We start from the raw sequence: 22964 nt of genomic DNA, 5'->3' as shown, positions 1-22964 counted from the left end.
AGACTTATAATCGGGAAAGACAAGGCAGACGAAGAATTAAAACCCATGAAGATTTATTTAGTTATCTATCAAAAAGCGTTTAATGCAGCACAGCAGGGGAGGAGATTAGTATGATTTTAAACTCAGCCAAATTTGATATATTTGCCAACGGGCGTTAACTTCCCCTTGGGCTTGGTCTAACAACTGTTTAGCAAGCGGATGACTCTTGGTTAACATCTTGAAGCGATTTTCTTGATACATGGATGCTTCTACCGATTGGGTAGGCGATCGCATATCCAAGGCTTCAGCCCTGAGAGTGTCAATTATCTGCGCATTGGTAATAGTCCCACATCAAATGTTTTTTGGTCAATCCAGACTTTTTTTGATGTAGAGATGTGGTATTTCTACATCTCTACATCTCTACATCTCTACACTAGATTATCTCCTATCCCTGATTACCTCAGGGAGTGTGTAGGGTTAGCTAAGTTAAAATCTATCACCAAAGTCATCCTCAAATCCATCGCCAAAGCCGCCACCTCCGTCTCTTTCACGGAAGTAGGAACCACAACGGGGGACGATGACACGCCGAGGACAGCGTCGTCTTCCTCCACAGAGCAGCTGTTGCTCCTCTGTGGTCAATTCAACCATAAATTCTGGTGCGATGACTGCTAATGTCATAATTATTTACCTCACTTACAAATTAGGTGGTAAGGATATCGCTACCTAACTACATAACTGTAAGAACTGCTGATGAATAATTCATAACACTCAAGGTATAACCTATACTCTACCCAAAGACCAACCTATTCAAACAGTCAGGTGTTTGACTAGTAGTTTACATGATCATGGGCGGATAAGATGACCTGTTAATGGCTTGGGCATTGAGAATATAATGACAAAAGATTAAACAGTAGGTGATATCATGACTTATCAAAACATTATTACAATTGAACCAGGAAAACGCAGTGGTAAACCTTGCATTAGAGGAATGCGGATCACAGTGTACGATGTTTTGGAATATTTAGCAGGTGGGATGACAGAAGCAGAAATTCTCGCAGATTTTTCAGAACTGACATCTGAAGATATTAAGGCTTGTCTTGCTTTTGCTGCTGATAGAGAGAAAAAGTTATTTGTTGCATCTATATGAAATTGCTATTAGATGAAAATTTGTCAGACCGGATTGTTGATCAAATTATCGATTTGTATCCTGATTCTCAACACGTTAAAACTTTACAACTTACAAATACTGATGATGCCATTATATGGGAATTTGCCAAAATCAATAGTTTTGTGATTATATCCAAAGATTCTGACTTTCATCAACGTAGTTTACTTTATGGTCATCCACCTAAATTTATTTATCTGCGTATTGGTAATAGTCCCACATCAAAGATTGTGCATATTTTAAGAGATAATTTGAGCACAATTACCCAATTTGATAGCAGTGACACTGAAAGTATTCTGGTATTAACTTAATTATATTTGGTGGATATTGCAGCGCCATATTTTATTAGATACACATCAAAGCTCAGTTTGTCGCGGTTTAGTTTGTTCGTCCCATATTTTCAACCCAATACGGAAAGTTTTCAGGCGAATTTCATTACTGTTATAAGACGTATCTTTGTAGCGAATTGATACGCCTTGGGAGATGTCCATAAGTTTTAGAGATGGAGACTGGATATAGATTTATTCATATATTTCTAACTGCATCCGAATCAAAAATCAATAATATAGCAATTCTAAATGATACGTGAGAGTTCAACAAGCCTCAAATGCTTATAAAATAAGGATTTTTATCTACGTATTTTCTCACGATTTGGGTAGGATTGCTATATCATATCTCATCCCAGAGTAATTGCGATCTGCTTGCAGCCGAGTTTCGCAATCGCTCGGTTCTAAGTCGTTCCACTCGCAGTGACATAGCAGAGCATCCATGACTACAAAAACCACAGTTATCTTTACGACATATCAGACGACCACACTCACGGCAATTTTTCTCCTTACCAATTACCAATGGTCTATATCCACATTTTCCTTTCCCATCTATCCATCCACCACAATATGCCAAAATTGTTGTTAGGTTATCCAATTCTGAACGTTTTCCTTGTAGTAATCCTTGACCAGAGAATTTAAATATTTTGAATTCATTTATTTGTGATGATTGACGATTATCCCAAAGGATTGTTAATGTATCACAAAAATCTTTGATAATGTGTAAAGGGTCGTATAGTTTGAGAGGATTGCTTCTGTCTGTGTCGCTTGTGTATATAAGTTTTAAATATGCTTGAGGACTATAATCACCTGCTTGGTAAGAGAGCATTGATAAAAAATGCGTCAATATAGACAGGAATAAATATGGCAGAGTAGTTCGTTTTGTAGGAAGATTAATCAACCGATTGATGAATTCGACTTGCCACTGCGGTAAATTATCAACCCAACTCCGTGGTAATTGACGTTTTGCTGCAATAAATAAAGGTAGAAAATTTTGAGCTACAGATGATACTTCTTCCCAAGTAGGTATATCCTGATAATGTAAATTTTGTAATTCTGTTAAGATTGTATACTGTTCCCGATAAAAACGCTCATCATAATCAAATAGCCAAGGAGGTAAGTATTTATTAGTATCAGATCCCCTGGGCATATTTATGCTTATCAATCGGTCATTAAAGATTTGCTCTAGTTCCGTTAGCTTTGTTCTATCAAAACTACCTAATACTTGAGGATCTTGAACATTAAAATTAGGTTTTTCTGTCCCACCCATATATCTTTGTTGAAGGTACGGGGATAAAACACCAACGATTTTGACATCATTAAGACGGGACTCTTTGAATTGGGGAACACAAAATTCTGAATAAGAATCTGAATTAAAGCTTTTTCTACTATTTTTAACATCAAGTAAATATTCGGAATCTAATCTAATATCACCCAATCTCCAGTCTTGACTTTGTGAATTAACTTGGTGAATTGAAATATCTTCTACCTGATACCCTAAAGCTTGATAAAATTGGATTACTAATTTCTCAGCACCACGGGCTGAAATCATTTTTCCTGCCGTATGATTATTATAATCTACACTAGAATCCCATTGTGTTATTAACAACCTATCTAGTTCATTCAACTGATATAATTGATTCCAATTATGAGAAATATATCTCTTGTAAGGATAATCACTTTCCTTAAAACGAGAAATCATATTAAGTAGTTTTTGAAATCGGTTTCTGATAATAGTTCTTTTTCTTTCTATGGGTGCAATATGCCAGAGAAAATTTTTATAAGCTAAATTTTCTTGTAGATATTGAACTTGATCCCAATAAATCTGACGTTCTCTTTCATTAGCTTGTTCTATTTTTGTAATTAGTTCATCTATTAATTTCTGTCTTACATCTTCTTCTACTAAATTAATATATTTATTTATAAATAAAATATAACTATTTGCACCGGAGGAATCCAATCTTAAGTACGAACGTAATGTCGAAGAAATAATTAAAATATTTGGCAGTTTTACAGCAATTTCACTAATTATAAATTTTTTTTGGATATCATCTGCATATTGTAGTTTATTAACAACAAAATTTTCCGCTGTCTCTAATGGTAAAGACAATAAATATTCAATAATAAAATTTTTAAATATTGGGAATATATTACTATTAGCATACTTCTCAACTATTCCTTCATCATTATCAACTTCTCTGACGTCATTAATTGTTCTTAATAGGAATGGCACTAGTTTATATCTTATTTCTTGTTCCTCTCCCAATATCTCAGCCATTTCCATAGCTTCTTTATCCTTAGTTTCCTTAATGTTAAAAGCAACAAGACTTCCACTTTGATAGTAAGTGTTTCTACTGTAATTGATTTGACAGTTATCATCATAGATAATCTGCCATGTCCCCCCAAATTCAGACCTCTTAATAACACCAATAAAGGTTCGTACTTTCAGGTTGATTGCTCGATTACGCCGTGAATCAGTATCAAACTGAACATAAACTCCCTTTCCTCTGTTTCCCTCTATAATTTCTTGTATATCCAATGGAACATCATATCGCTCAACACGAATACCTCGTGTATTTTCTTCTCCCAAGGGAGTAATATAACCAAAATTCACTTGAATGTTATTCCTATTAACCCCACCAAACCAATCAATTTTACCTAGCATCATTTTTATTATGATTTACGTATTAGATTTAAATTACAATTCAATTAATACTCATCTGAAAAAGCATGAGGATTAAACGCCTGAGCAGTGACGATATACCGTAGCATAAGTAGCCAAAACTTCGCCGGATTTTGTATCGTTAATAACTGTGGCTTCTCAATTTTGCTGAAGATAGTAAAGCTTGTCTTGCTTTTGCTGCTGATAGAGAGGAAAAGTTTCTTGTTGCATCTATATGAAATTACTATTAAATGAGAATTTGTGAGACCGGATTGGATATTGCAGCACGATATTTTGATATTTTATTATATACCCATCATGGGTCAAAGTATTTTAACTAATAGTAACTATTATACAGCATATTGCGGAAAAAATACCCACCCCACAAAAGTTTGATTATTCATACAGGGAGCAGGGGCGGGGTTGGGGTATCAATTGTCATCAACAAGGAAATATTACCGATTAGCCAAATATTGATACATTTGCCAACGGGCGTTAACTTCCCCTTGAGCTTGGTCTAACAATTGTTTAGCAAGTTCCGGGTGACTCTTGGTCAACATCTTGAAGCGATTTTCTTGATACATGGATGGTTCTACCGATTGGGTAGGCGATCGCATATCTAATTGCAGAGGATTTTTACCTTGAAGTTGCCAGTCTGGGTTATGGCGATACAACAACCACCTACCTGATTCTACCAGAGATTTCTGATGATTCATCCCTGTAGTCATATTAATGCCGTGGGCAATACAATGGCTGTAAGCAATAATCAATGAAGGACCATCAAAAGCCTCTGCTTCCAGAAAAGCCTTGAGGGTATGTTCATCTTTGGCACCCAAAGCCACACTAGCCACATAAACATTACCATAGGTCATAGCCATCAAACCTAAATCTTTCTTAGGTGCGGGTTTACCACTAGCAGCAAACTTCGCCACCGCAGCCTTGGGCGTGGCTTTGGATGATTGCCCCCCAGTGTTAGAATAAACTTCTGTATCCATGACCAAAATATTCACATTTCGCCCACTGGCTAACAGATGGTCAATACCGCCAAAGTCAATATCATAAGCCCAACCGTCACCGCCCACAATCCAAACACTCTTCCTGACTAAGTAGTCAGCTAGGGACTTGAGACTGTGAACTTGGGAGATGAGACGGGGGTCAGAAGTGGTAATTTGCTCTAACTGTTGTTTGAGTAACTCTACCCTTTCCCGTTGTTCCCAGATTTCCGCCTCTGATGTTTGTGTAGCTGTCAAGATAGAATTAACAAGTTTGTCTTCTAGTTGACTTCCCAAACTTTGCAATAACTCCGCTGCAAATTCCGCCTGTTTATCCAAGGACAGACGGAAGCCAAAACCAAACTCGGCGTTATCTTCAAATAAACTATTAGACCATGCGGGTCCGCGTCCTTGAGCGTTGGTTGTCCAAGGAGTAGTAGGGAGGTTTCCCCCATAAATAGAAGAACAACCCGTCGCATTCGCAATCACCGCGCGATCGCCAAACAATTGTGTTAATAACTTTAAATAAGGTGTTTCACCACAACCAGCACAAGCACCGGAAAACTCAAACAGTGGTTCTTGTAGTTGTTGTTGGCGAATTTGGTTCACTTTTAACTGTCTGCGGTCAGGGTGAGGTAAACTCAAGAAGAAATCCCAGTTTTGGCGTTCTTGTTCCCGTAAAGGTAACTGGGGAGCCATATTAATGGCTTTCTGGGACGGTTCAACCTTACTTTTAGCCGGGCAAATATGTACACAGATAGCGCATCCTGTACAATCTTCTGGGGCGACTTGAATAGTAAATTTCTGCTGACTAAAACTCTTATCCTTAGCATCCACAGATTTAAAGCTACCCGGAGCATTAATTAACTCATCCGGTAGATAAACCTTAGCCCTAATAGCACTGTGGGGACAAACCATCACGCACTTACCACATTGTACGCAGATATCAGGTTCCCATACAGGTATATCTTCAGCAACGTTACGTTTTTCCCATTTAGCCGTACCAGTGGGAAAGGTTCCATCAGCAGGTAATGCACTTACAGGTAATTCATCACCACGCCAAGCCATGATTTCACCCAGGACATCCCGGACAAATTCCGGCGCACTGTCTAGTAATTCGAGCTTTTGGGTTTTGACCTTTGACTTTTGCACTGTTGGGGGTATATCAACTTTATGTAAGTTAGTCAGGGTGTTATCTACTGCTTGTAAGTTCTTCTGGACAACTTCCGACCCTTTCTTACCGTAAGTCTTTTTAATAGCTGTTTTAATTTTACTAATTGCTTCTTCTTGGGGTAACACACCTGCTAAGGCGAAAAAGCACACCTGCATAATAGTGTTAATTCTCCCACCCATACCACTGTCACGGGCGACTTGGTTGGCGTTAATAATGTATAATTTCAGTTGTTTACTGATAATTTCTTCCTGGATTTTGGGGGGTAGATGTTCCCAGACTGTATCCGCACTATAGGGACTATTCAGCAGTAAAGTGGCTCCCGGAATGGCAGCTTTTAATACATCTACCCGTTCCAAAAAGCCCCAATGATGACAACCAATAAAGTTAGCTTTGTCTATGAGGTAAGTGGAGCGAATTGGTACCGGACCAAAGCGCAGGTGAGAAACCGTCATTGACCCAGACTTTTTGGAGTCGTAGACAAAGTAACCTTGGGCGTAGTTGTCAGTTTCTTCCCCAATAATTTTAATAGAGTTTTTGTTAGCACCTACTGTACCATCGGAACCTAAACCATAAAACATCGCCCTAACAACGTTATCTGCTTCCGTGGAGAAGTTGGGGTCAAAACTCAAAGATGTATGATTGACATCATCATTAATGCCAATAGTAAAGTGATTTTGCGGTTGTGCTTGCGCCAGATGATCAAAAACTCCTTTGACCATAGCTGGGGTAAATTCCTTGGAGGACAGACCATAACGACCACCGATCACTTTGAGTTTGTTTCCCCCTGCTTCATGAATGGCGGTGACTACATCTAAATATAAGGGTTCCCCCGCGCTCCCCGGTTCTTTGGTGCGGTCAAGGACGGCGATCGCCTCTACACTCTTAGGTAAGACCGCCATAAATCTTTCCACATCAAAGGGGCGATAGAGTCGCACTTTCACTACTCCCACCTTTTCCCCCGAGGCGTTAAGATAATCTACAGTTTCATGGACAGTTTCACAACCCGAACCCATGAGAATAATTACCCGTTGTGCATCCTCCGCACCGTGATATTCATAGATTTGGTAATATCTGCCTGTAATTTCCCCAAATTCATCCATGAGGCGTTGGACAATAGCAGGAGTTGTGTTATAATAGGGGTTAGCAGCTTCCCGGGACTGAAAGTAAATATCTGGATTCTGGGCTGTACCCCGCAATAGCGGACGGTCTGGGGTGAGGGCGCGGGCGCGATGGGCTAAAATTAGATTTTCTTTAATCAGCGATCGCAATTGTTCATCTGATAATAAATTGACTTTCTGCACTTCATGTGATGTGCGGAAACCATCAAAGAAGTGCATAAATGATACACGTGTTTCCAGAGTAGCAGCTTGGGCGATGAACGCAAAATCATGACTTTCCTGCACCGAAGCGGAACAAAACAGGGCGAAACCTGTAGCACGGCATACCATGACATCACTATGATCACCGAAAATTGATAAAGCGTGGGTAGCCAAAGAACGCGCGGCGACATGAACCACAGTACTAGTTAATTCACCGGCGATTTTGTAGAGGTTAGGTATCATCAACAGCAACCCCTGGGAAGCGGTGAAGGTGGTACTCAAAGAACCCGTTTGTAACGCCCCGTGTACAGCAGCAGCTGCGCCACCTTCACTCTGCATCTGGACGACGCTGGGAATAGTATTCCACAGGTTGGGACGGTTTGCAGCTGACCAAGCATCTGCCCATTCACCCATGGCTGAGGAGGGTGTGATAGGATAAATGGCAATTACTTCGTTTAATTTGTACGCAACACGCGCAACAGCTTCATTACCGTCAATGGTTGCAAAGTTCTGGTTCATGTGTGTTCTCTTTCTTTTGTGTGTAGCGATAGAGAATTTGGCAGATTTTATATGTATTTATCTATAATTTTGACTCTGTTGGGAATTCTATCATTTGCTAAATTTTGACATCTGTTGTAAATTAATTTTGTACTCACTCTTATCTGTGTGTGATGGTTGGGGTTTGGCGGTGTTGCTTATGAGTTTATGGGGTGGTGGTTCGGGTTTTTTAACGCAAAGGTACGCAAAGGTACGCGCAAAGGTAAGCAAAGGTTTACCTGTTCTAGAAGTAGAATATATTTATGGCTGGTAGGGTGATAGTTAACCATCTGAATTTTAGCCTCAACATTAATCCCATAATCAACTAGAATGCTAATATAACAAGCATTTGCCGGTTAAATATCCCATGCTGGAGACTCTACAAACACGATTTTACGAACTAGAACAATTTGCCAACGGATTAGTATCTTCCCAACTTACCCACATCAGTCTACTAAGTATTGGCATAATTTTTGCAGCTGGTTTACTTACTAGTCTTACCCCCTGTATGCTTTCTATGCTCCCAATTACTATTGGTTACATTGGGGGTTATGAAGCTAAAGGCCGCGTACAAGCAGCAGCTCAATCTACATGGTTTGCTTTAGGTTTAGCGACTACCCTGGCAGGTTTAGGGATTGTAGCAGCTTTTGTTGGTAAAGTCTATGGTCAAGTGGGAATCGGTTTACCAATTATCGTCAGTATGATCGCCATTCTTATGGGGTTGAACTTACTAGAAGCATTACCCCTACAATTTCCATCTTTAGGTGAAACTAAGTGGATTTCCTCAGATTTACCAGCGGGTGTGCGGTCTTATTCCCTGGGTTTAACCTTTGGTTTGGTTGCTTCTCCTTGTAGTACTCCAGTTTTAGCCAGTTTACTGGGTTGGGTGGCTAGTACACAAGATTTAATTATGGGCGCTGTGTTGTTACTATCATACACAGCCGGCTATGTAGTACCTTTGATTTTAGCCGGTACTTTTACTGCTACTATCAAAAAGCTGCTGGAACTCCGGCGGTGGTCTGGTTGGATTAATCCAGTTAGTGGGGTGCTATTGGTGGGATTTGGTGTATTTTCTTTAATTTCGCGGTTTCCCTTGAGCAGTTTTTAAGCAATGACTACAGAAAATTCAGCATTTACAGCATCTTGGTGGTCAGTACCGGGGCGAATATTGCGCAGGGAGGTTTTACCTGTACTCACTAATTTACGCCTAGCGATCGCACTTTTACTATTAATTGCTGTTTTTAGCATTAGCGGTACAGTCATCGAACAAGGTCAGTCACCGGCATTTTATCAGACTAACTACCCCGAACACCCAGCTTTATTTGGTTTCTTAACTTGGAAAGTAATTCAAGTCCTGGGTTTAGACCATGTATATCGCACTTGGTGGTACCTGGGGTTACTGATTGTATTTGGTGCTAGTCTGACAGCTTGTACCTTCACCCGTCAACTACCAGCTTTAAAAACCGCTCGTCGGTGGAAATATTACCAAGAACCGCGACAATTTCAAAAGTTAGCATTGAGTGCGGAATTAGATGATATTTCTGTGCAATCCTTAAAGGAAATCTTACACAAGCGCCAGTATACAATATTTCAAGAACCGGAAAAACAGGATATTCTTTACGCCCGCAAAGGAATTATGGGACGTATCGGACCTATTATCGTCCATGTGGGGATTGTCACCATCCTCCTGGGGGGAATTTTGGGAGCGATGACTGGATTTATTGCCCAAGAAATGATATCTAGTGGTGATACATTTCAAGTAAAAAACATTATAGACGCGGGACCATGGGCAAACTTCCAAAACCTCAAAGATTGGTCTGTGCGTGTAAATCGGTTTTGGATTGATTACACTCCCACCGGTGGAATTGACCAATTTTATTCCGATATGTCGGTAGTGAATAACCAGGGAGAAGAAATTGATCATCAAAAAATTTTCGTGAATCAACCCCTGCGCTACCATGGAGTCACATTTTATCAAACCGATTGGGGAATTTCCGCGATTCAGATTAAATTTAATAATAGCCCCATCTTTCAATTACCTATGGCTTCCTTAGACACAAAAGGTAAAGGAAGACTGTGGGGAAGTTGGATACCCACCAAACCAGACTTAAGTGAGGGGGTTTCCGTCATCGCCAAAGACTTGCAAGGAATGGTATTAATTTATGATTCCACAGGTAAACTAGTAGATACAGTCCGCACAGGAATGTCCACTAACATTAATGGCGTTAACTTAAAAATAGTCGATGTTATAGGTAGTACCGGATTACAAATCAAATCAGACCCTGGCATCCCCATAGTATACAGCGGATTTGCCCTATTAATGTTAGGCGCAACCATGAGTTATTTTTCCCATTCCCAAATTTGGGCATTAAAAACAAGCGATCGCCTGTATATTGGAGGTAAAACCAACCGAGCCCAAGTAGCATTTGAAAAAGAGATTTTAGAAATACTAGAAACCCTCTCATCCCCAGCAAAAACATAAAAGCAGACAGAGGAACCCTTTGCGTACCTCTGCGCTGACCTTTGCGTACCTTTGCGTTTAAACATCCTTCTGGTGACGCACTTCCACCACAGTATGGACATTACCACGGGGGGTAAAATCTGCCTTAATAGTCACTGCTAGCGGGTCACAAGCAGCCACAAAATCATCTAAAATTTGGTTAGCCGACTCTTCATGGGAAATATAGCGATCGCGGTAACTATTAATATAGAGCTTCAAAGCCTTTAACTCTACCACCCGTTGATCTGGGACATAGGTAATATAAATCGTAGCAAAATCAGGATAACCAGAAAAAGGACATTTACAAGTAAATTCTGGTAAAGTGATACTCACATCATATCGCCGACCCACACGGGGATTAGGAAAAGTAATTAATTGACCTTCTGCAATTTCCCGTTCTCCATACTTCATTTCTGACTGTGACTCAGATACCGTTTCCGATGAATAATTGTTCATACTTTCAAAGATATATAAATAATGGCTCTAATTTTCTTTTTCCCAATCAGGACAATTTTCATCATCCCACCCATGGGGATGCATAGCACAGACTAACAAATTACCACCGTAAACTTGACCGTGATAATTCTGACAACCTATACAAGCAGCATTCCTTTGTGGTGTTGCTTCTACTCCGTAGGGGAAACCAATATCTGTATCTATCATCACATCTTCCAGTTCCCAGTAAACCTCCAAAATAGGATCTGTTAGTTCCTGTAAATACTGGTCAATTTCCGTAGCTATATAATTTTGTACCTGATCAGATAATTCTTCGCTAACTTCAAAAAATCCATCTATCATGTCACTTACTTCCAGTAAAAAACGCTCTACTTCATCAGCTACAGTTTCCAGGATTTCCCCTAAGTTTTTTTGCCATTCTTCCATAAACCTACGCCCTTACTGAATGTCAACAGGACGTTTAGTGCTACCAGGCTTGCACCACTATAATACATCCTAGTCAATGTATATTATCAAATTTCTGCACTTAAGATTCCCGGTTTTCTGTGAAACTTCACTATCTCTGGTAAACCGGATGATTCATTTATCTTAACTCAAACAAGAATACACCTAGTTTAAGTATCGCTAGTATTAAATACTACTTATCACGTTGCAGGTTTTTCAACTCTTCTTTTAGTTGGAGAACTTGCTCACGCAGTTTATCAACATTATTATTTGCATCTTGGGAATCTTTGACGGTTTCCCCTTCATCTTCTTCTAAAATTTCAATGCGGCGGGGTTCAGAGGCTGGTTTTTGCTCCGCCGGAGTTTCACTAGATTTCGGCGACTGTTGGGCTTGTTTCATCATATCTTCGACAAAACGCCGGGCTTCTTCCGTGTTCATTTCGCCCTTAGCCACCATGTCATCCGCCAGGTTCTGGATTTGCGATCGCAGTTCACCCAACTTACCCCCTGCTTTCTCAGTGGCGTAAGCAGCCAATCCTACACCCAAGTAAAAAGCTTTTTGAACAATATCTCCAAAACCAGGCATTGTTACTCAGCGCTGCTAAAAAATAGGGCGACCCGGATAATACGCCTACTATAAGCATCCCGTATTGCTGCTACCTTCCGGTCCTGACAAGATTTGGGCGTTACAGTCGCGTATGTCCAGGTCTACGACTACTATAACACTAAAATACCCAAAGTGTGTGTTATTCCACAACAATTTTCCATTCATAAAGCTGATAAGTCACACAGCCATGCTGCACCAATGGGTCACGAGCCACAATGGACTCTGCTTCATCCCTAGAGTCCGCCTCAAACAGTAACATTCCGCCCCGGTCTTCTACCCAATAGCCTGTGCGGGCTTTGTGTCCTTGAGCAATCAAATCCTCAACATAGGCTTTATGGGCGGGGACATATTGGTCAAAGGTGGATTTATCAACTTTACCGGCTTCAATTTTCACAAACAAAGGCATTTAATTAGTACCTCGTAATTTTTTGTATCTGATTGTGAAGTAAAGTTACCTCAAAACTAGCTCATTCATCCGCAAGACTCGATATTTTTTCTTGATCCGGGAAAGACTGGTAAAATCTACCCAGAGAATTGAGAATAAAATACCATGAGTACAACTAAAGGTGCTGATGCCATCGATGAAGCGATCGCCCAGGGAATTGATTTTGATGGTTCCCCCATTCCCCCAGAAAAACTAGAACTGTATAATCAGGTGATGGGATTAGAGGCCAATAGACAACGCAGTGGTGTATCGAATACCATGCGATCGCGGATTGTGCGCATTGGCGCTAAACACATTCCACAACCAGAACTAGATCAAATGCTAGTAGAAGCAGGTTTTGCGCCCCTCAAACCCAAAGAAATCGCTTTTTTCTACGCCGGTAAATAAGTTAACATACAAAAAAAGACAGGCATTTTGCCTGTCCTCATACTCATTGATTTAGCAAAGAATTTAGAAATTAAGTTCAGCAGCTTGGACTTTTTCCACTTGCTTCTTCTTGAGCACAAGCATAACTTGAGCTAACATCACAAGAGCAATGAAGGCAATCAATCCTTGAACCCTTGCGGAATTTTGCAATACAATTTCTACATCTTTCTGACCAAATCCACCCACATTGGGGTTATTAGTCAAAGCATCACCAGCAGTAACAGATTGTCCTTCGGAAACAATCAATTCTGGACCGGGGGGAATGGTATCAATAATGGTATCGCCAGATTCTGTTTGGATGTTAACTAGATATTTGGCACTACCATATTCATCTTCTTGTTTCGCAATCTGAGTAATTGTACCAGTAGCGGAAGCATTGTAAATGGTATTATTGCTCTTTTCGCCAGTAGGATAAACTTGTCCACGTCCACGGTTTGCGCCTAGGTGAACTGAATATTTACCGAAGTGAATATTTTTATCGGTAGCTGGGTTAGGAGAAAGAACTGGGAAGACGATTTCTTGATACTGTTCACCGGGGATGGGTCCTACAAGCAGCACATTCTCCTGGTCTTCAGTGTAGGGTTGGAAGTAAACATCACCTACTTCCTCTTTAAGTTCCTCAGGAATGCGGTCTGCTGGTGCAATTTTGAACCCTTCGGGTAACATCAGTACAGCGCCGACATTCAAGCCAACTTTAGAACCATCAGCCCCAACCTGTTGGACGCTGGTATCATAGGGGATTTTCACCACTGCTTTAAACACAGTATCAGGTAGAACTGATTGAGGAACTTCTACTTCTGCTGGTTTAGCTGCTAGGTGACAGTTAGCGCAAACAATCCGCCCTGTCGGTTCCCGGGGAGTTTCAGGATAGGTTTGTTGAGCCCAAAAGGGATAAGCGGCAGCGCTTTGAGGTAAGGCTAGATCGCTAGTCAAGTAAAATGTCAAGGTAGCGATCGCTATGAGCAATGTTTTGACCATTGCTTTAGCAGTGCGAGTCACACTCGCTGTGGTACAGGCATTTCTCATCTCTATAAGGACAATGATTCTCTGGTTAACTGGTCATTGGTGATTAGTCGCGGCACTTAATTAAGACCACCAAGGTTCTTCACCGGTACGGAAGTCGGTTTCAGTCCAAGGGGTCAAGACGATTTTGTCATCTTCTGCTTTGGCGTGTGCGAGAGCCAAAGATAGCGGTGCTGGGCCTCTGACCACCTTACCAGTTGCATCGTACTGGGAACCGTGACAAGGACACTTAAACTTGTTCTCTGCTACATTCCAGGGAACAACACAGCCTAAGTGTGTGCAGATAGCATTAATACCGTAATCAGCAATAGCTTCTTTGCTTTCTACCACAATATAGGTGGGGTCTCCCTTGAGTCCTTGAACTAAGGGGCGATCGCCTACGTTATGGCTTTCCAGAAACTTACTTACACTAACATTATTACCCAACTCGTCTTTTGCAGTGGTACCGCCACCCGCGCCACCGCTGGCAGGTGGAACAAAGTACTTGACTACAGGGTACAATGCACCCAGAGCCACACCAGTTACAGTTCCAAAAGTCAACAGATTCATGAACTGACGACGCCCCATATCGGGTACGTCCATTGATTCAGAAAATTGAGCCATAATCTACGCGCTCTTTGTGTATTTTGTTCATCATGCTTACAAGAGTACCAACACTTGAGCAACTCCTGTTTAAGTCGAAATGCCAAGGACTACAATGATGCTAAATTTCTTTATTTCAAGATATATTGAGCATCTGTTCTCTTAGCATTACATTTCTTTATATCTCTATCATACTTGAGTCACGGAACGTAACATCATAACTAAATGTAAAATCTAATGGAGGAAAGCTATGACAGGAAAGGAATTACGCAAATTATTACTTGACAAGTGGGGATACTCCTATGATCTGCAGTTCCGCCGCACAAAAGGCAAGATATTTCTACAAATCATGTGGAAGTATCTTGAGCAAGCTTCTTTTCCCTTGACTGAGGCGGAGTACCAAGAACATCTTGATAGCATTGCTAATTATCTTCATGCCTTGGGTGGTGCTGTGCAAGTGCAAACATTTATTACCCAAACCCGGGAGCGTCCCCGTTTAGGTAAGGCTGTGAGTATTCCTCTTGATTTAGGCGAACGCGCATCGGAATGGATGATGTGATATAATTCCCTACACCCCTACATAGACAATTAGGGGCAAGTATTAAAACTTTTAGCACCCAATCTGACTTGATATCTTGATATAAAGCCTTTTTCAGGCTCATGAAGTACACACCAATTCCCTATTCCCTATTCCCTATTCCCTATTCCCTATTCCCTATTCCCTATTCCCTGTTCCCTGTTCCCTGTTCCCTCAAACTAAAAAAAATTGTCCCTCACGAGCATGGGAAATGCTATATTTAATAAATTTGCCAAAACCATCGTTTTTTTCTTTTGAGGATTCACCCATCTGACCTATCTGATGATTTACCGTTATGATTACACCCTTGAAACTAATCAGCCTCAAGGGTTATAATAAAATAAAATGCCAGGAACCAGACTTGAACTGGTGACACGAGGATTTTCAGTCCTCTGCTCTACCAACTGAGCTATCCCGGCTGGTTGATTTATTTAACCAACGATTATTTAATTTAGCACAGGCAAAAGAGTTTGGCAAGGGGTTGGAGGAAAAAAATTTCCCAAGATTTCAATTTAGTTTCAACTTCAACTTCACTGACAAGAAAACAGCCAAAAAAAACAAAAACTGCACCACCACAATACTAGGCCCTGATGCCAGGTTAAAAACACCCGAAACCATAATACCAGCAATGCTTGTGGTAGAACCTATGATGATTGATAACACCAAAAAGCGGTGAAAGTGATGACTCATCAACTTGGCTGTAGAAGCGGGAATCACTAAAAAAGCATTGACTAGCAAAACACCAACGGCTGTAATTGTCACAGCCACAGCTAGGGAAAGTAGCATTACAAAGGTATAGCGATACAATTGCACCGGAACCCCTTGTACTTGAGCTACATCCGGGTTAATGGTCAGCAAAATTTGCTGTTGCAGGGTGGAAAATAAAAATACGCCACTGACTACCAGCAAGACTAGCGTCACAATCAAATCTGTATTGTCGATGGCCAGAATATCCCCAAACAATACTCTCATTAAATTTCCCCGATAACCGGGGACGAAGCTAGTCAAGAGCAAGCCAATACTTAATGCTCCTGATAGCACTATTACCAGAACGCTATCGCTGGCTAAATCGGTTTTATCAATCAAATAAAGGACAACCACCCCAAATACTAATGTAAAGGGTAGTAGCATCAAAGTTGGATCCAACTGTAGCAATACCCCTAAGATCACACCAATTAATGCTGCATGACCCACAGCATGGCTGAAAAACGATAGTTGGCGCAATGTCGCAAAACTGCCCAGTAATCCTCCTAGTATTCCCATTAATACAGCACCGGCGATCGCTCGCTGCATGAAAGGAAATTGTAACAAATTTACTAAATCACCTCCAGGGGCGATCGCTACTAAGTTTGTCAGTAAAATCGAGTATAAGTACATAACGACAATCTATATAAGGTAAATCTTGAAAAACTCCCATCAAACAAATAAGATGATTAAAATTAGATTTAATTTTGAAACTGTAAAACATTGAGTATAATTTAAGAAAGATCACTATAGATATTAGTATTGTGCAAGACTTAGCAGAACAAATTATCAGCCCCGAAAAAGCTCAACGTATGGCAGAATTTTTTAGCTTTTTAGGAGATCCTAATCGTCTGAGGATTCTTTCTTTTTTAGCGACCAAAGAACTGTGTGTAGGTGATTTAGCAGGATTACTAAACATAAGCGAATCGGCGGTTTCCCATCAGCTAAGAAACCTAAGAGCAATGCGACTAGTCCGCTATCGTAAACAAGGGCGTAATGTATTTTATCACCTCCACGATCATCATATTTTCCATCTTTATCAGGCTGTTGCTGAACATTTAGATGAACCAGAATAAAAACAAAAATCAAAGTTATGGCAGAATTTCATTAGCAGTAAATTACCATAATATAGCATTTCCCATGCTCGTGAGGTACATTTTTTTTTAGTTTGAGGGAACAGGGAACAGGGAATAGGGAATAGGGAATTGGTGTGTACTTCATGAGCCTGAAAAAGCCTATAAATACCCCATCTGAAAATATTAATGCTGATGATGGTAAGGACTGAATCCTGGCCCATAGGTTGCTAATAGATTTTGGGGTGAAAGGGCAATTTCAGGTTTACCAGTACATACAACAGTTTGGTTCAGACACAGAACGCGATCGCAATGATGACTGACCATATCAATATCATGGGAAACCTGTAGCACAGTCCAACCTTCTTCGTGCTTTAACTCATTTAACAACGCGTAAAAATCTGTTATACCCTGGACATCAACGCCGGCAAAGGCTTCATCTAGTATCAATAATTGCCGAGGAGTGACCAAACAATAAGCCAGCAATACCCGCTTCAACTGACCCCCGCTGAGAGTTCCAATAGCTTTATCCTTGAGATGATAAACATCGGTTCGCCGCATCGCCTCCCCTATTGCTACGGACTTTTGCCTATCTTTTCTCCACAAGGGAAAAAATAAATTTTGCTTTTTGTTGGGGTTTTCCCATCCCAGTCCCACTAATTCGCCTACAGAAATAGGGAAACTGCGGTCAAAGATAAAATTTTGGGGCATATAACCCAATCGGTGACGCAACTTTCCTAACTTGGTCATCGGGCGACCAAAAATTTCAATCTGACCACTACTGTGGGGAATCAAATTTAAAATTGCTTTTACCAAGGTACTTTTACCGGCACCATTAGGACCAACAATAGCCGTATCTGTTCCTGCTAGCAATTCAAATGTCACATCTCTAACAGCCAAATAACTGCCTTGATATACATTTAATCCTTCGACCTTTAAAATAGGAGACATCATTAGTCCTGGATTATCGGTAATTAATCATTAATATCACTGGCGTTGCCATGCAATTACTGACACCCAGCCTCAAGAATTTGCAAGTTGTTTCTCATAGCCTGGAAGTAATACTGTGGATTTGTATCACCCCCAGTAGTTTCTAGAGAATCCAAGTTACGCACAGTTACATTCAAATCTTGAGCAAGACTAGTTAATAACTTATTATCTACCCCTGGTTCGCTAAATACAGCCTTAGCATTATACTTTTTCACAGCGTTAACAGCTCTTTGTACATCTGCTGGTGAAAGTTGGTCTTCAGGAATTTGCACCACAGCAACCTGTTTGAGATTATAGCGTTGAGCTAAATATGGAAAGGCATCATGAAAGGTAATAAAGGTACAGTTCGGAGTCTTCTGTAAAGTTTGCTCAAACTCTTGATGTAATTTATCCAATTCTTGCAGATAAGCCGCAGCATTGGCTTCATAAGTAGCTTGATTAGCAGGATCCGCAGCAATTAATCCATCCCGAATATTTACTACCTGCTGTTTTACTAAAACCGGGTCTAACCACACGTGAGGATTTCCATCACCATGGTCATGACTGTGACCGTGACTATGACCATGTTCTGTTACCGTTTTATCAACCGCGGAAATGGCATTTAACGTTTTAAGACCTTGACTAGCATCGATTTTGATTAAGTCAGGATTTTCGGCATTTTTGATAGTATTGTCCAGAAATTCTTCTAATCCCAACCCATTTTTTACTAATATTGCGGCTGTAGAAATCGCTTTCACATCATCCGGTGTTGATTGGTAATCATGCACATCGGTAGTTGGGGTCACGATAATTGATACATCTGCTGCTTCTCCAGCTACAGCCTTAGTAAACAAATAAGTCGGCAAAATTGTAGCGACAACTTTGGTTTTTTCTGGCTGTACTTGGGGTGTCTGTTCTTCTACCGTACTTGTGTTTGATTGGTTACAGCCAATAACCACTGAAAATGTCAGTAGAGCTATTAAAGTCAGGATACCTCGGCTGTGTCTACCTGTTATAGGTCTTAAAAGATTCCAGATCACGGTTTTTATAACCCTTAATGATTACTCTACTTTTGTCAATGAACTTACTTGGATATTATAGAATAAGTCTCATTCTCACACAATATGCAGGAGTTACCCAACTAATATCTTGGTGCAGTCAATCGAATAGAGTATAAAATATGTTAATTATTTGATATTGTCGGCACGGGAATAACTAATAAGTGTTACCTAAGATACTGTTTTTTTTAATTTTTGCCTTAAGTATAAAAAGAGGTTGTTAAGTTGTAGTGATAGGAAAATTCTTAAACTCCTGTTAATATCCTGAATATACTTTTTCAGCAAATTATTCTCGAAAATGCTGAGTGTGAGTGCAATCTACGATAAATAAGTGTGAGGAAGGAAATGCGAGAATTCTGGAAGTATCTACCGATTAGCCCAGTATTTGCCTGTAATATCCTGTTGTTTAGTGGCTCTGTCTATGCAGGGGAAATACCGACAACATCAGTAATACAGAATCAAGAAACTCAAGCTCATAACTTGACAACAGGTGAGGTAATAGCCCAAACTACCTCGGTTTCTCAGTTATCTGATGTCAGACCTACTGATTGGGCTTTTCAAGCATTGCGCTCATTGATTGAACGTTATGGTTGTATTTCAGGTTATCCAGATAACACTTTTCGCGGTAATCGCACTTTAACCAGATATGAGTTCGCCGCGGCTTTGAATGCTTGTTTAGATCGGGTAAATGAATTAATTGCTGAGGCTACTACCAACGTAGTCACACAACAAGATATACTCAGACTACAAAGGTTGCAAGAAGAATTCTCCGCAGAACTAGCAACACTAAGAGGGCGCGTAGATTTACTAGAAGCACGCACATCTAAATTGGAAGCAAATCAGTTTTCCACTACTACTAAGCTGCAAGGGGAAGTAGTGGCAGTTATGAGTGGTGTTTTGGGCGATGATCAAAGCATCACACAGAAGAATACAACCCTGGGACTGCGATCGCGCATTGAATTTGTTACCAGTTTTACAGGGCAAGATACCCTGTTTACCCGCATCGCCGCTAACAATCTTCTCAGCCCTAACATTAGTACACCAGAGGGTGGTTTAGCCTTTGCTGGTGGGACTGGCACTACTGATGCCCAGATAGATACTGTATTTTACAAATTTCCCCTCAGTGCAAACACACAAGTAGTTGCGATCGCCAATAATGGCGCTGCAGATGACATCACCAATACAGTCAATATACTTGACGGTGATGGTAGTCGTGGTGCCTTGTCTACCTTTGGTACACGTAACCCAATTTACAACCAGCTAGGTGGTGCGGGGTTGGGAGTCAGCCACCAGTTCGGTGACAGATTAGCACTCAACTTAGGATATTTAACTACTACTCCTAACGAACCCTCAGATGGGAGCGGTTTATTTAATGGTCCTTACGGCGCTTTGGCACAGCTGACTCTTAAACCAAGCGATCGCATTAGCCTAGGTTTAACTTATATCAACTCCTACCGCAAGCCCCTAGTTAGTGGTAGCACTAATGCCATCTTCCAAAACATAGACACACCATTCTCCAGCAATTCCTACGGCCTTCAAGCATCCATTGGTATCAGTGAAAGATTTGTCTTAGGTGGTTGGGCTGGATACACCAACAGTCAGTTAACAGGTAACCCCGGAAAGGCTGAAATTTGGAATTATGCCGTTACCCTGGGCTTCCCGGATTTGGGTAAAAGAGGTAACTTAGCCGGGATTATTGCTGGTGTAGAACCTAAAGTTACAACTTCCACCATTCTAGGAGTAAGTACAGATCCAGATACCTCCTATCACCTGGAAGCTTTCTACCAGTATCAACTCAGTGACAACATTACCATTACCCCCGGTCTGATCTGGTTAACATCCCCCAATCATAACAATAACAATAATGATGTTGTGATTGGTGCCCTGAGAACTAGATTTAGTTTCTAAAGATCACCAATCTCATATCCCACAAAAAAGACCAGCTTTCCACAGCTGGTCTAAAATATCTTTTTCCGCGTTGTCTTCTCAATAGAGTGAAAACCAAATTGCACGTTCCCAAAACTAACGGGCAACCTTTCTTAACATTATTGTAACAGTCAACACAGTTTTTTGATAAAAATCTCTAAAAAAACATATATCCCCCGACAATCAGCCTCTATCTAAGAGCATAAATTCAAAATTCCCGCAGGTGGAAATGGCGAAAAATTCTCACGGACTAATCACTAATGACTAATTGCGGCTGTCCCCAGATGATGCGCTCCTGCTTATAAATAGCAATACCCGGCTGGGCTCCTTTGGGTTTGTAAACGTGCTTGGGCTGAGTATAAACTACTGGTACTTGGTCACTCTGACGGCCACGACTGTAGTAGGCTGCAAGATTAGCCACAAATTGTAAATCTACGGATTCGGGAACTGCACCCGGTTCTAAACGTAGTAGTACATGACTTCCGGGTATTTCTTGAGCGTGGAACCATAAATCATAATCTCCAGCCACACGAAAGGTTAATTGGTCATTTTGACGATTATTACGACCGATTAAGACTTCAAACCCGCTGGGGGTATGATAACGATGAAAATTCGTGCTTGTGGTTTCGCCGCGACTGCGATATCCTGGGTCTTCTAAATATTTCTGTGCAATTAACTCGTCACGGATTTCTTCCAAAGCCTGCAAATCTGCTGCTGTTTGGTAGTTTTCTATCTGAGCGACGGCGGCTTCTACTTGCTCTAAATAGTTAATTTCTGAGTTGACATCCCCAAGCAATGGTTCCACAGCACTACGAGCGCGTTTAAGTTTCTGGTGCTGTTTGTAAAGGCGTTGGGCATTTTGGACGGCGTTTTTATCTGGTAAGAGGGCGATGGCTATTGGTTGTTCTGTCTCAAAATCAGTCAGGATAATTTCTGTCATCCCTGGTTGCCATTTTTGCAGGTGAGACATCAACAAATCCGCTTTTTTGCGATATTCATCTGCTTGTTCTGATTGCTGCAGGCGTTGGGCAAAGGTTTGCGCTTTAGTACGTATTTTTACTAATATAGTATATAGTTTTTGATTTAATTGATGCCGTAACTGAGAAAATACTTGCTGATTTAATTCGTCAGTGTAGTATCTGTTAACTAAGGTTTGGATATCTTTTTCTGGTGCAACTGCGCCCCAACCCATGACTGTATATCCTTTTGCTGTCCAAGCTGGTTGGAATTTATTCAAATCCAATGCTTGTAGCCATTCTTGCCATCGTCTAAATAGTCGTTCCCAGTCGTCAGGTTGGAGCTGCTCTGTGCTGGTTTCCGGGGCTAAATCTGCCGCAATTAACATGGATTCCACTAAGGCAGAACTCAAGCCGCTATAACTTTTTAATAACTGAGGCTTAATTGCTCCTGGTACTAAGCTGACCCGTTCTTGCCAGCGTTGAGCGGATTCATTCAAACTAGGAACAGGTCCAGTGAGTTTGGGTGGGGTTTCATAAGGTTGTCCGGTTTGAATGGGACGGACGCTAGATTGATGCTGACCAACTTGATGGGCAGCTGTGATCATCATATTGTTAGCATCGGTGAGGATAACGTTGCTGTATTTGCCCATCACCTCTACATATATATGGTACAATGCCTCCTCTCCAGGACGGCGGGCAAATTGTAAGTTAACAACACGCTCCCAAGGGGCGATGGCTTGAATTTCCACCAAGGCCAAGCCACCTAATTGATGTACTAATTGTTGGCTAAAGGTAAATGTATCTGGTAATCTTGGGGGTGGTTCGCCAATACAAATATGCGCCGCTTGGGGATGCCAAGAAATCTCTAGCCAGTCCCTTTGTTTGAGGGTGCGTAATGCTACAGCAATAGTATAGCGATCGCGCTGATAAACTTGTTCTAATCGAGATGGCAGCCAGTGAGCGCGTAGTTCGCTACAAGCAGCAGTTAGGGTAGTATAGTCAACTGGTTGCACAAGAGTTA

At 41.0% G+C, this 22964-nt stretch carries 22 protein-coding genes, 1 tRNA gene and 1 other RNA gene; 8 read left to right on the top strand and 16 right to left on the bottom strand.

Annotated features, from left to right (window positions below):
- Positions 1-105: 105 nt before the first annotated feature.
- Entirely contained in the window at positions 106-273 is a 168-nt protein-coding gene (locus NWP22_RS01495; protein WP_271732339.1) for a hypothetical protein, read from the bottom strand.
- A gap of 192 nt (positions 274-465) precedes the next feature.
- Positions 466-657 carry a hypothetical protein gene (locus NWP22_RS01490; protein ID WP_271732341.1) on the bottom strand — a complete coding sequence of 64 codons (192 nt, stop codon included), beginning with the start codon at positions 655-657 and terminating at the stop codon, positions 466-468.
- Between the two features lie 244 nt (positions 658-901).
- Here NWP22_RS01490 and NWP22_RS01485 point away from each other — a divergent pair, with 244 nt between their 5' ends.
- Positions 902-1126: a DUF433 domain-containing protein gene (locus NWP22_RS01485; RefSeq protein WP_271732342.1), complete on the top strand. Its 225-nt coding sequence runs from the start codon at positions 902-904 to the stop codon at positions 1124-1126.
- Positions 1123-1455 (top strand): DUF5615 family PIN-like protein, encoded by a 333-nt coding sequence (locus NWP22_RS01480; protein WP_271732344.1) that lies wholly within the window; start codon positions 1123-1125, stop codon positions 1453-1455. The genes NWP22_RS01485 and NWP22_RS01480 overlap by 4 nt, the downstream gene beginning before the upstream one ends.
- Before the next feature lie 358 nt (positions 1456-1813).
- Here the strand turns inward: NWP22_RS01480 and NWP22_RS01475 are convergent, their stop codons facing one another.
- Positions 1814-4138 carry a hypothetical protein gene (locus NWP22_RS01475; RefSeq protein WP_271732345.1) on the bottom strand — a complete coding sequence of 775 codons (2325 nt, stop codon included), beginning with the start codon at positions 4136-4138 and terminating at the stop codon, positions 1814-1816.
- 449 nt (positions 4139-4587) lie between these two features.
- Positions 4588-8136, bottom strand: coding sequence for a pyruvate:ferredoxin (flavodoxin) oxidoreductase (gene nifJ / locus NWP22_RS01470; protein ID WP_271732346.1), 3549 nt, complete (start codon positions 8134-8136; stop codon positions 4588-4590).
- Between the two features lie 385 nt (positions 8137-8521).
- Here nifJ and NWP22_RS01465 point away from each other — a divergent pair, with 385 nt between their 5' ends.
- Positions 8522-9262: a cytochrome c biogenesis protein CcdA gene (locus tag NWP22_RS01465; RefSeq protein WP_271732349.1), complete on the top strand. Its 741-nt coding sequence runs from the start codon at positions 8522-8524 to the stop codon at positions 9260-9262.
- A gap of 3 nt (positions 9263-9265) precedes the next feature.
- The gene (locus tag NWP22_RS01460; RefSeq protein ID WP_271732350.1) at positions 9266-10636 is read left to right on the top strand and encodes a cytochrome c biogenesis protein; all 1371 of its coding nucleotides are present in this window, start codon (positions 9266-9268) and stop codon (positions 10634-10636) included.
- A 57-nt stretch (positions 10637-10693) separates the two neighbouring features.
- Here NWP22_RS01460 and queF read toward each other — a convergent pair whose 3' ends face one another.
- The 5 genes from queF to NWP22_RS01435 all read right to left on the bottom strand — a co-directional run bounded on the left by queF (position 10694) and on the right by NWP22_RS01435 (position 12567).
- On the bottom strand, positions 10694-11110 hold the full coding sequence (queF, locus tag NWP22_RS01455; RefSeq protein WP_271732352.1) for a preQ(1) synthase: 417 nt from the start codon (positions 11108-11110) through the stop codon (positions 10694-10696).
- 27 nt (positions 11111-11137) lie between these two features.
- The gene (locus NWP22_RS01450; RefSeq protein WP_271732354.1) at positions 11138-11536 is read right to left on the bottom strand and encodes a hypothetical protein; all 399 of its coding nucleotides are present in this window, start codon (positions 11534-11536) and stop codon (positions 11138-11140) included.
- 211 nt (positions 11537-11747) lie between these two features.
- Complete coding sequence (locus tag NWP22_RS01445) at positions 11748-12140, bottom strand: phasin family protein (RefSeq protein ID WP_271732356.1); 393 nt, start codon at positions 12138-12140, stop codon at positions 11748-11750.
- A gap of 26 nt (positions 12141-12166) precedes the next feature.
- An RNA gene (ffs, locus tag NWP22_RS01440) (signal recognition particle sRNA small type) lies at positions 12167-12263 on the bottom strand.
- 37 nt (positions 12264-12300) lie between these two features.
- Positions 12301-12567 (bottom strand): YciI family protein, encoded by a 267-nt coding sequence (locus NWP22_RS01435; protein WP_271732357.1) that lies wholly within the window; start codon positions 12565-12567, stop codon positions 12301-12303.
- Positions 12568-12711: 144 nt separating this feature from the next.
- Between NWP22_RS01435 and NWP22_RS01430 the strand changes: the two genes are divergently transcribed.
- Entirely contained in the window at positions 12712-12993 is a 282-nt protein-coding gene (locus tag NWP22_RS01430) for a small RNA NsiR4-regulated ssr1528 family protein (protein WP_271732358.1), read from the top strand.
- A 63-nt stretch (positions 12994-13056) separates the two neighbouring features.
- Here the strand turns inward: NWP22_RS01430 and petA are convergent, their stop codons facing one another.
- Together petA and petC are read right to left on the bottom strand one after the other, a co-directional pair.
- Complete coding sequence (gene petA, locus NWP22_RS01425) at positions 13057-14058, bottom strand: cytochrome f (protein WP_271732359.1); 1002 nt, start codon at positions 14056-14058, stop codon at positions 13057-13059.
- Between the two features lie 60 nt (positions 14059-14118).
- Positions 14119-14658 carry a cytochrome b6-f complex iron-sulfur subunit gene (petC, locus tag NWP22_RS01420; RefSeq protein WP_271732361.1) on the bottom strand — a complete coding sequence of 180 codons (540 nt, stop codon included), beginning with the start codon at positions 14656-14658 and terminating at the stop codon, positions 14119-14121.
- 229 nt (positions 14659-14887) lie between these two features.
- On the opposite strand from petC, the gene NWP22_RS01415 reads away from it, so the two are divergent.
- Positions 14888-15196 (top strand): DUF3067 family protein, encoded by a 309-nt coding sequence (locus NWP22_RS01415; protein WP_271732362.1) that lies wholly within the window; start codon positions 14888-14890, stop codon positions 15194-15196.
- A 364-nt stretch (positions 15197-15560) separates the two neighbouring features.
- Here NWP22_RS01415 and NWP22_RS01410 read toward each other — a convergent pair.
- Together NWP22_RS01410 and NWP22_RS01405 are read right to left on the bottom strand one after the other, a co-directional pair.
- Positions 15561-15633, bottom strand: a tRNA-Phe gene (locus NWP22_RS01410).
- 88 nt (positions 15634-15721) lie between these two features.
- Positions 15722-16591, bottom strand: coding sequence for a metal ABC transporter permease (locus NWP22_RS01405; RefSeq protein ID WP_271732363.1), 870 nt, complete (start codon positions 16589-16591; stop codon positions 15722-15724).
- 179 nt (positions 16592-16770) lie between these two features.
- Between NWP22_RS01405 and NWP22_RS01400 the strand changes: the two genes are divergently transcribed.
- On the top strand, positions 16771-17034 hold the full coding sequence (locus NWP22_RS01400; protein ID WP_334310751.1) for an ArsR/SmtB family transcription factor: 264 nt from the start codon (positions 16771-16773) through the stop codon (positions 17032-17034).
- 183 nt (positions 17035-17217) lie between these two features.
- Here the strand turns inward: NWP22_RS01400 and NWP22_RS01395 are convergent, their stop codons facing one another.
- The gene (locus NWP22_RS01395; protein WP_271732364.1) at positions 17218-17985 is read right to left on the bottom strand and encodes a metal ABC transporter ATP-binding protein; all 768 of its coding nucleotides are present in this window, start codon (positions 17983-17985) and stop codon (positions 17218-17220) included.
- Between the two features lie 53 nt (positions 17986-18038).
- Positions 18039-19040, bottom strand: coding sequence for a metal ABC transporter solute-binding protein, Zn/Mn family (locus NWP22_RS01390; protein ID WP_417006595.1), 1002 nt, complete (start codon positions 19038-19040; stop codon positions 18039-18041).
- Positions 19041-19403: 363 nt separating this feature from the next.
- Here NWP22_RS01390 and NWP22_RS01385 point away from each other — a divergent pair, with 363 nt between their 5' ends.
- Entirely contained in the window at positions 19404-20966 is a 1563-nt protein-coding gene (locus NWP22_RS01385; RefSeq protein ID WP_271732366.1) for an iron uptake porin, read from the top strand.
- 268 nt (positions 20967-21234) lie between these two features.
- On the opposite strand, the gene NWP22_RS01380 is transcribed toward NWP22_RS01385, so the two are convergent.
- Positions 21235-22956, bottom strand: coding sequence for an Rqc2 family fibronectin-binding protein (locus tag NWP22_RS01380; protein ID WP_271732368.1), 1722 nt, complete (start codon positions 22954-22956; stop codon positions 21235-21237).
- Between the last annotated feature and the right edge of the window lie 8 nt (positions 22957-22964).

Origin of the sequence: Anabaenopsis tanganyikae CS-531 (assembly GCF_029891675.1) — a bacterium.
Taxonomy (GTDB): Bacteria; Cyanobacteriota; Cyanobacteriia; order Cyanobacteriales; family Nostocaceae; genus Anabaenopsis; species Anabaenopsis arnoldii.
Note: the sequence above shows the minus strand (reverse complement) of the source record. Positions and strands in the feature narration are given on the sequence as shown.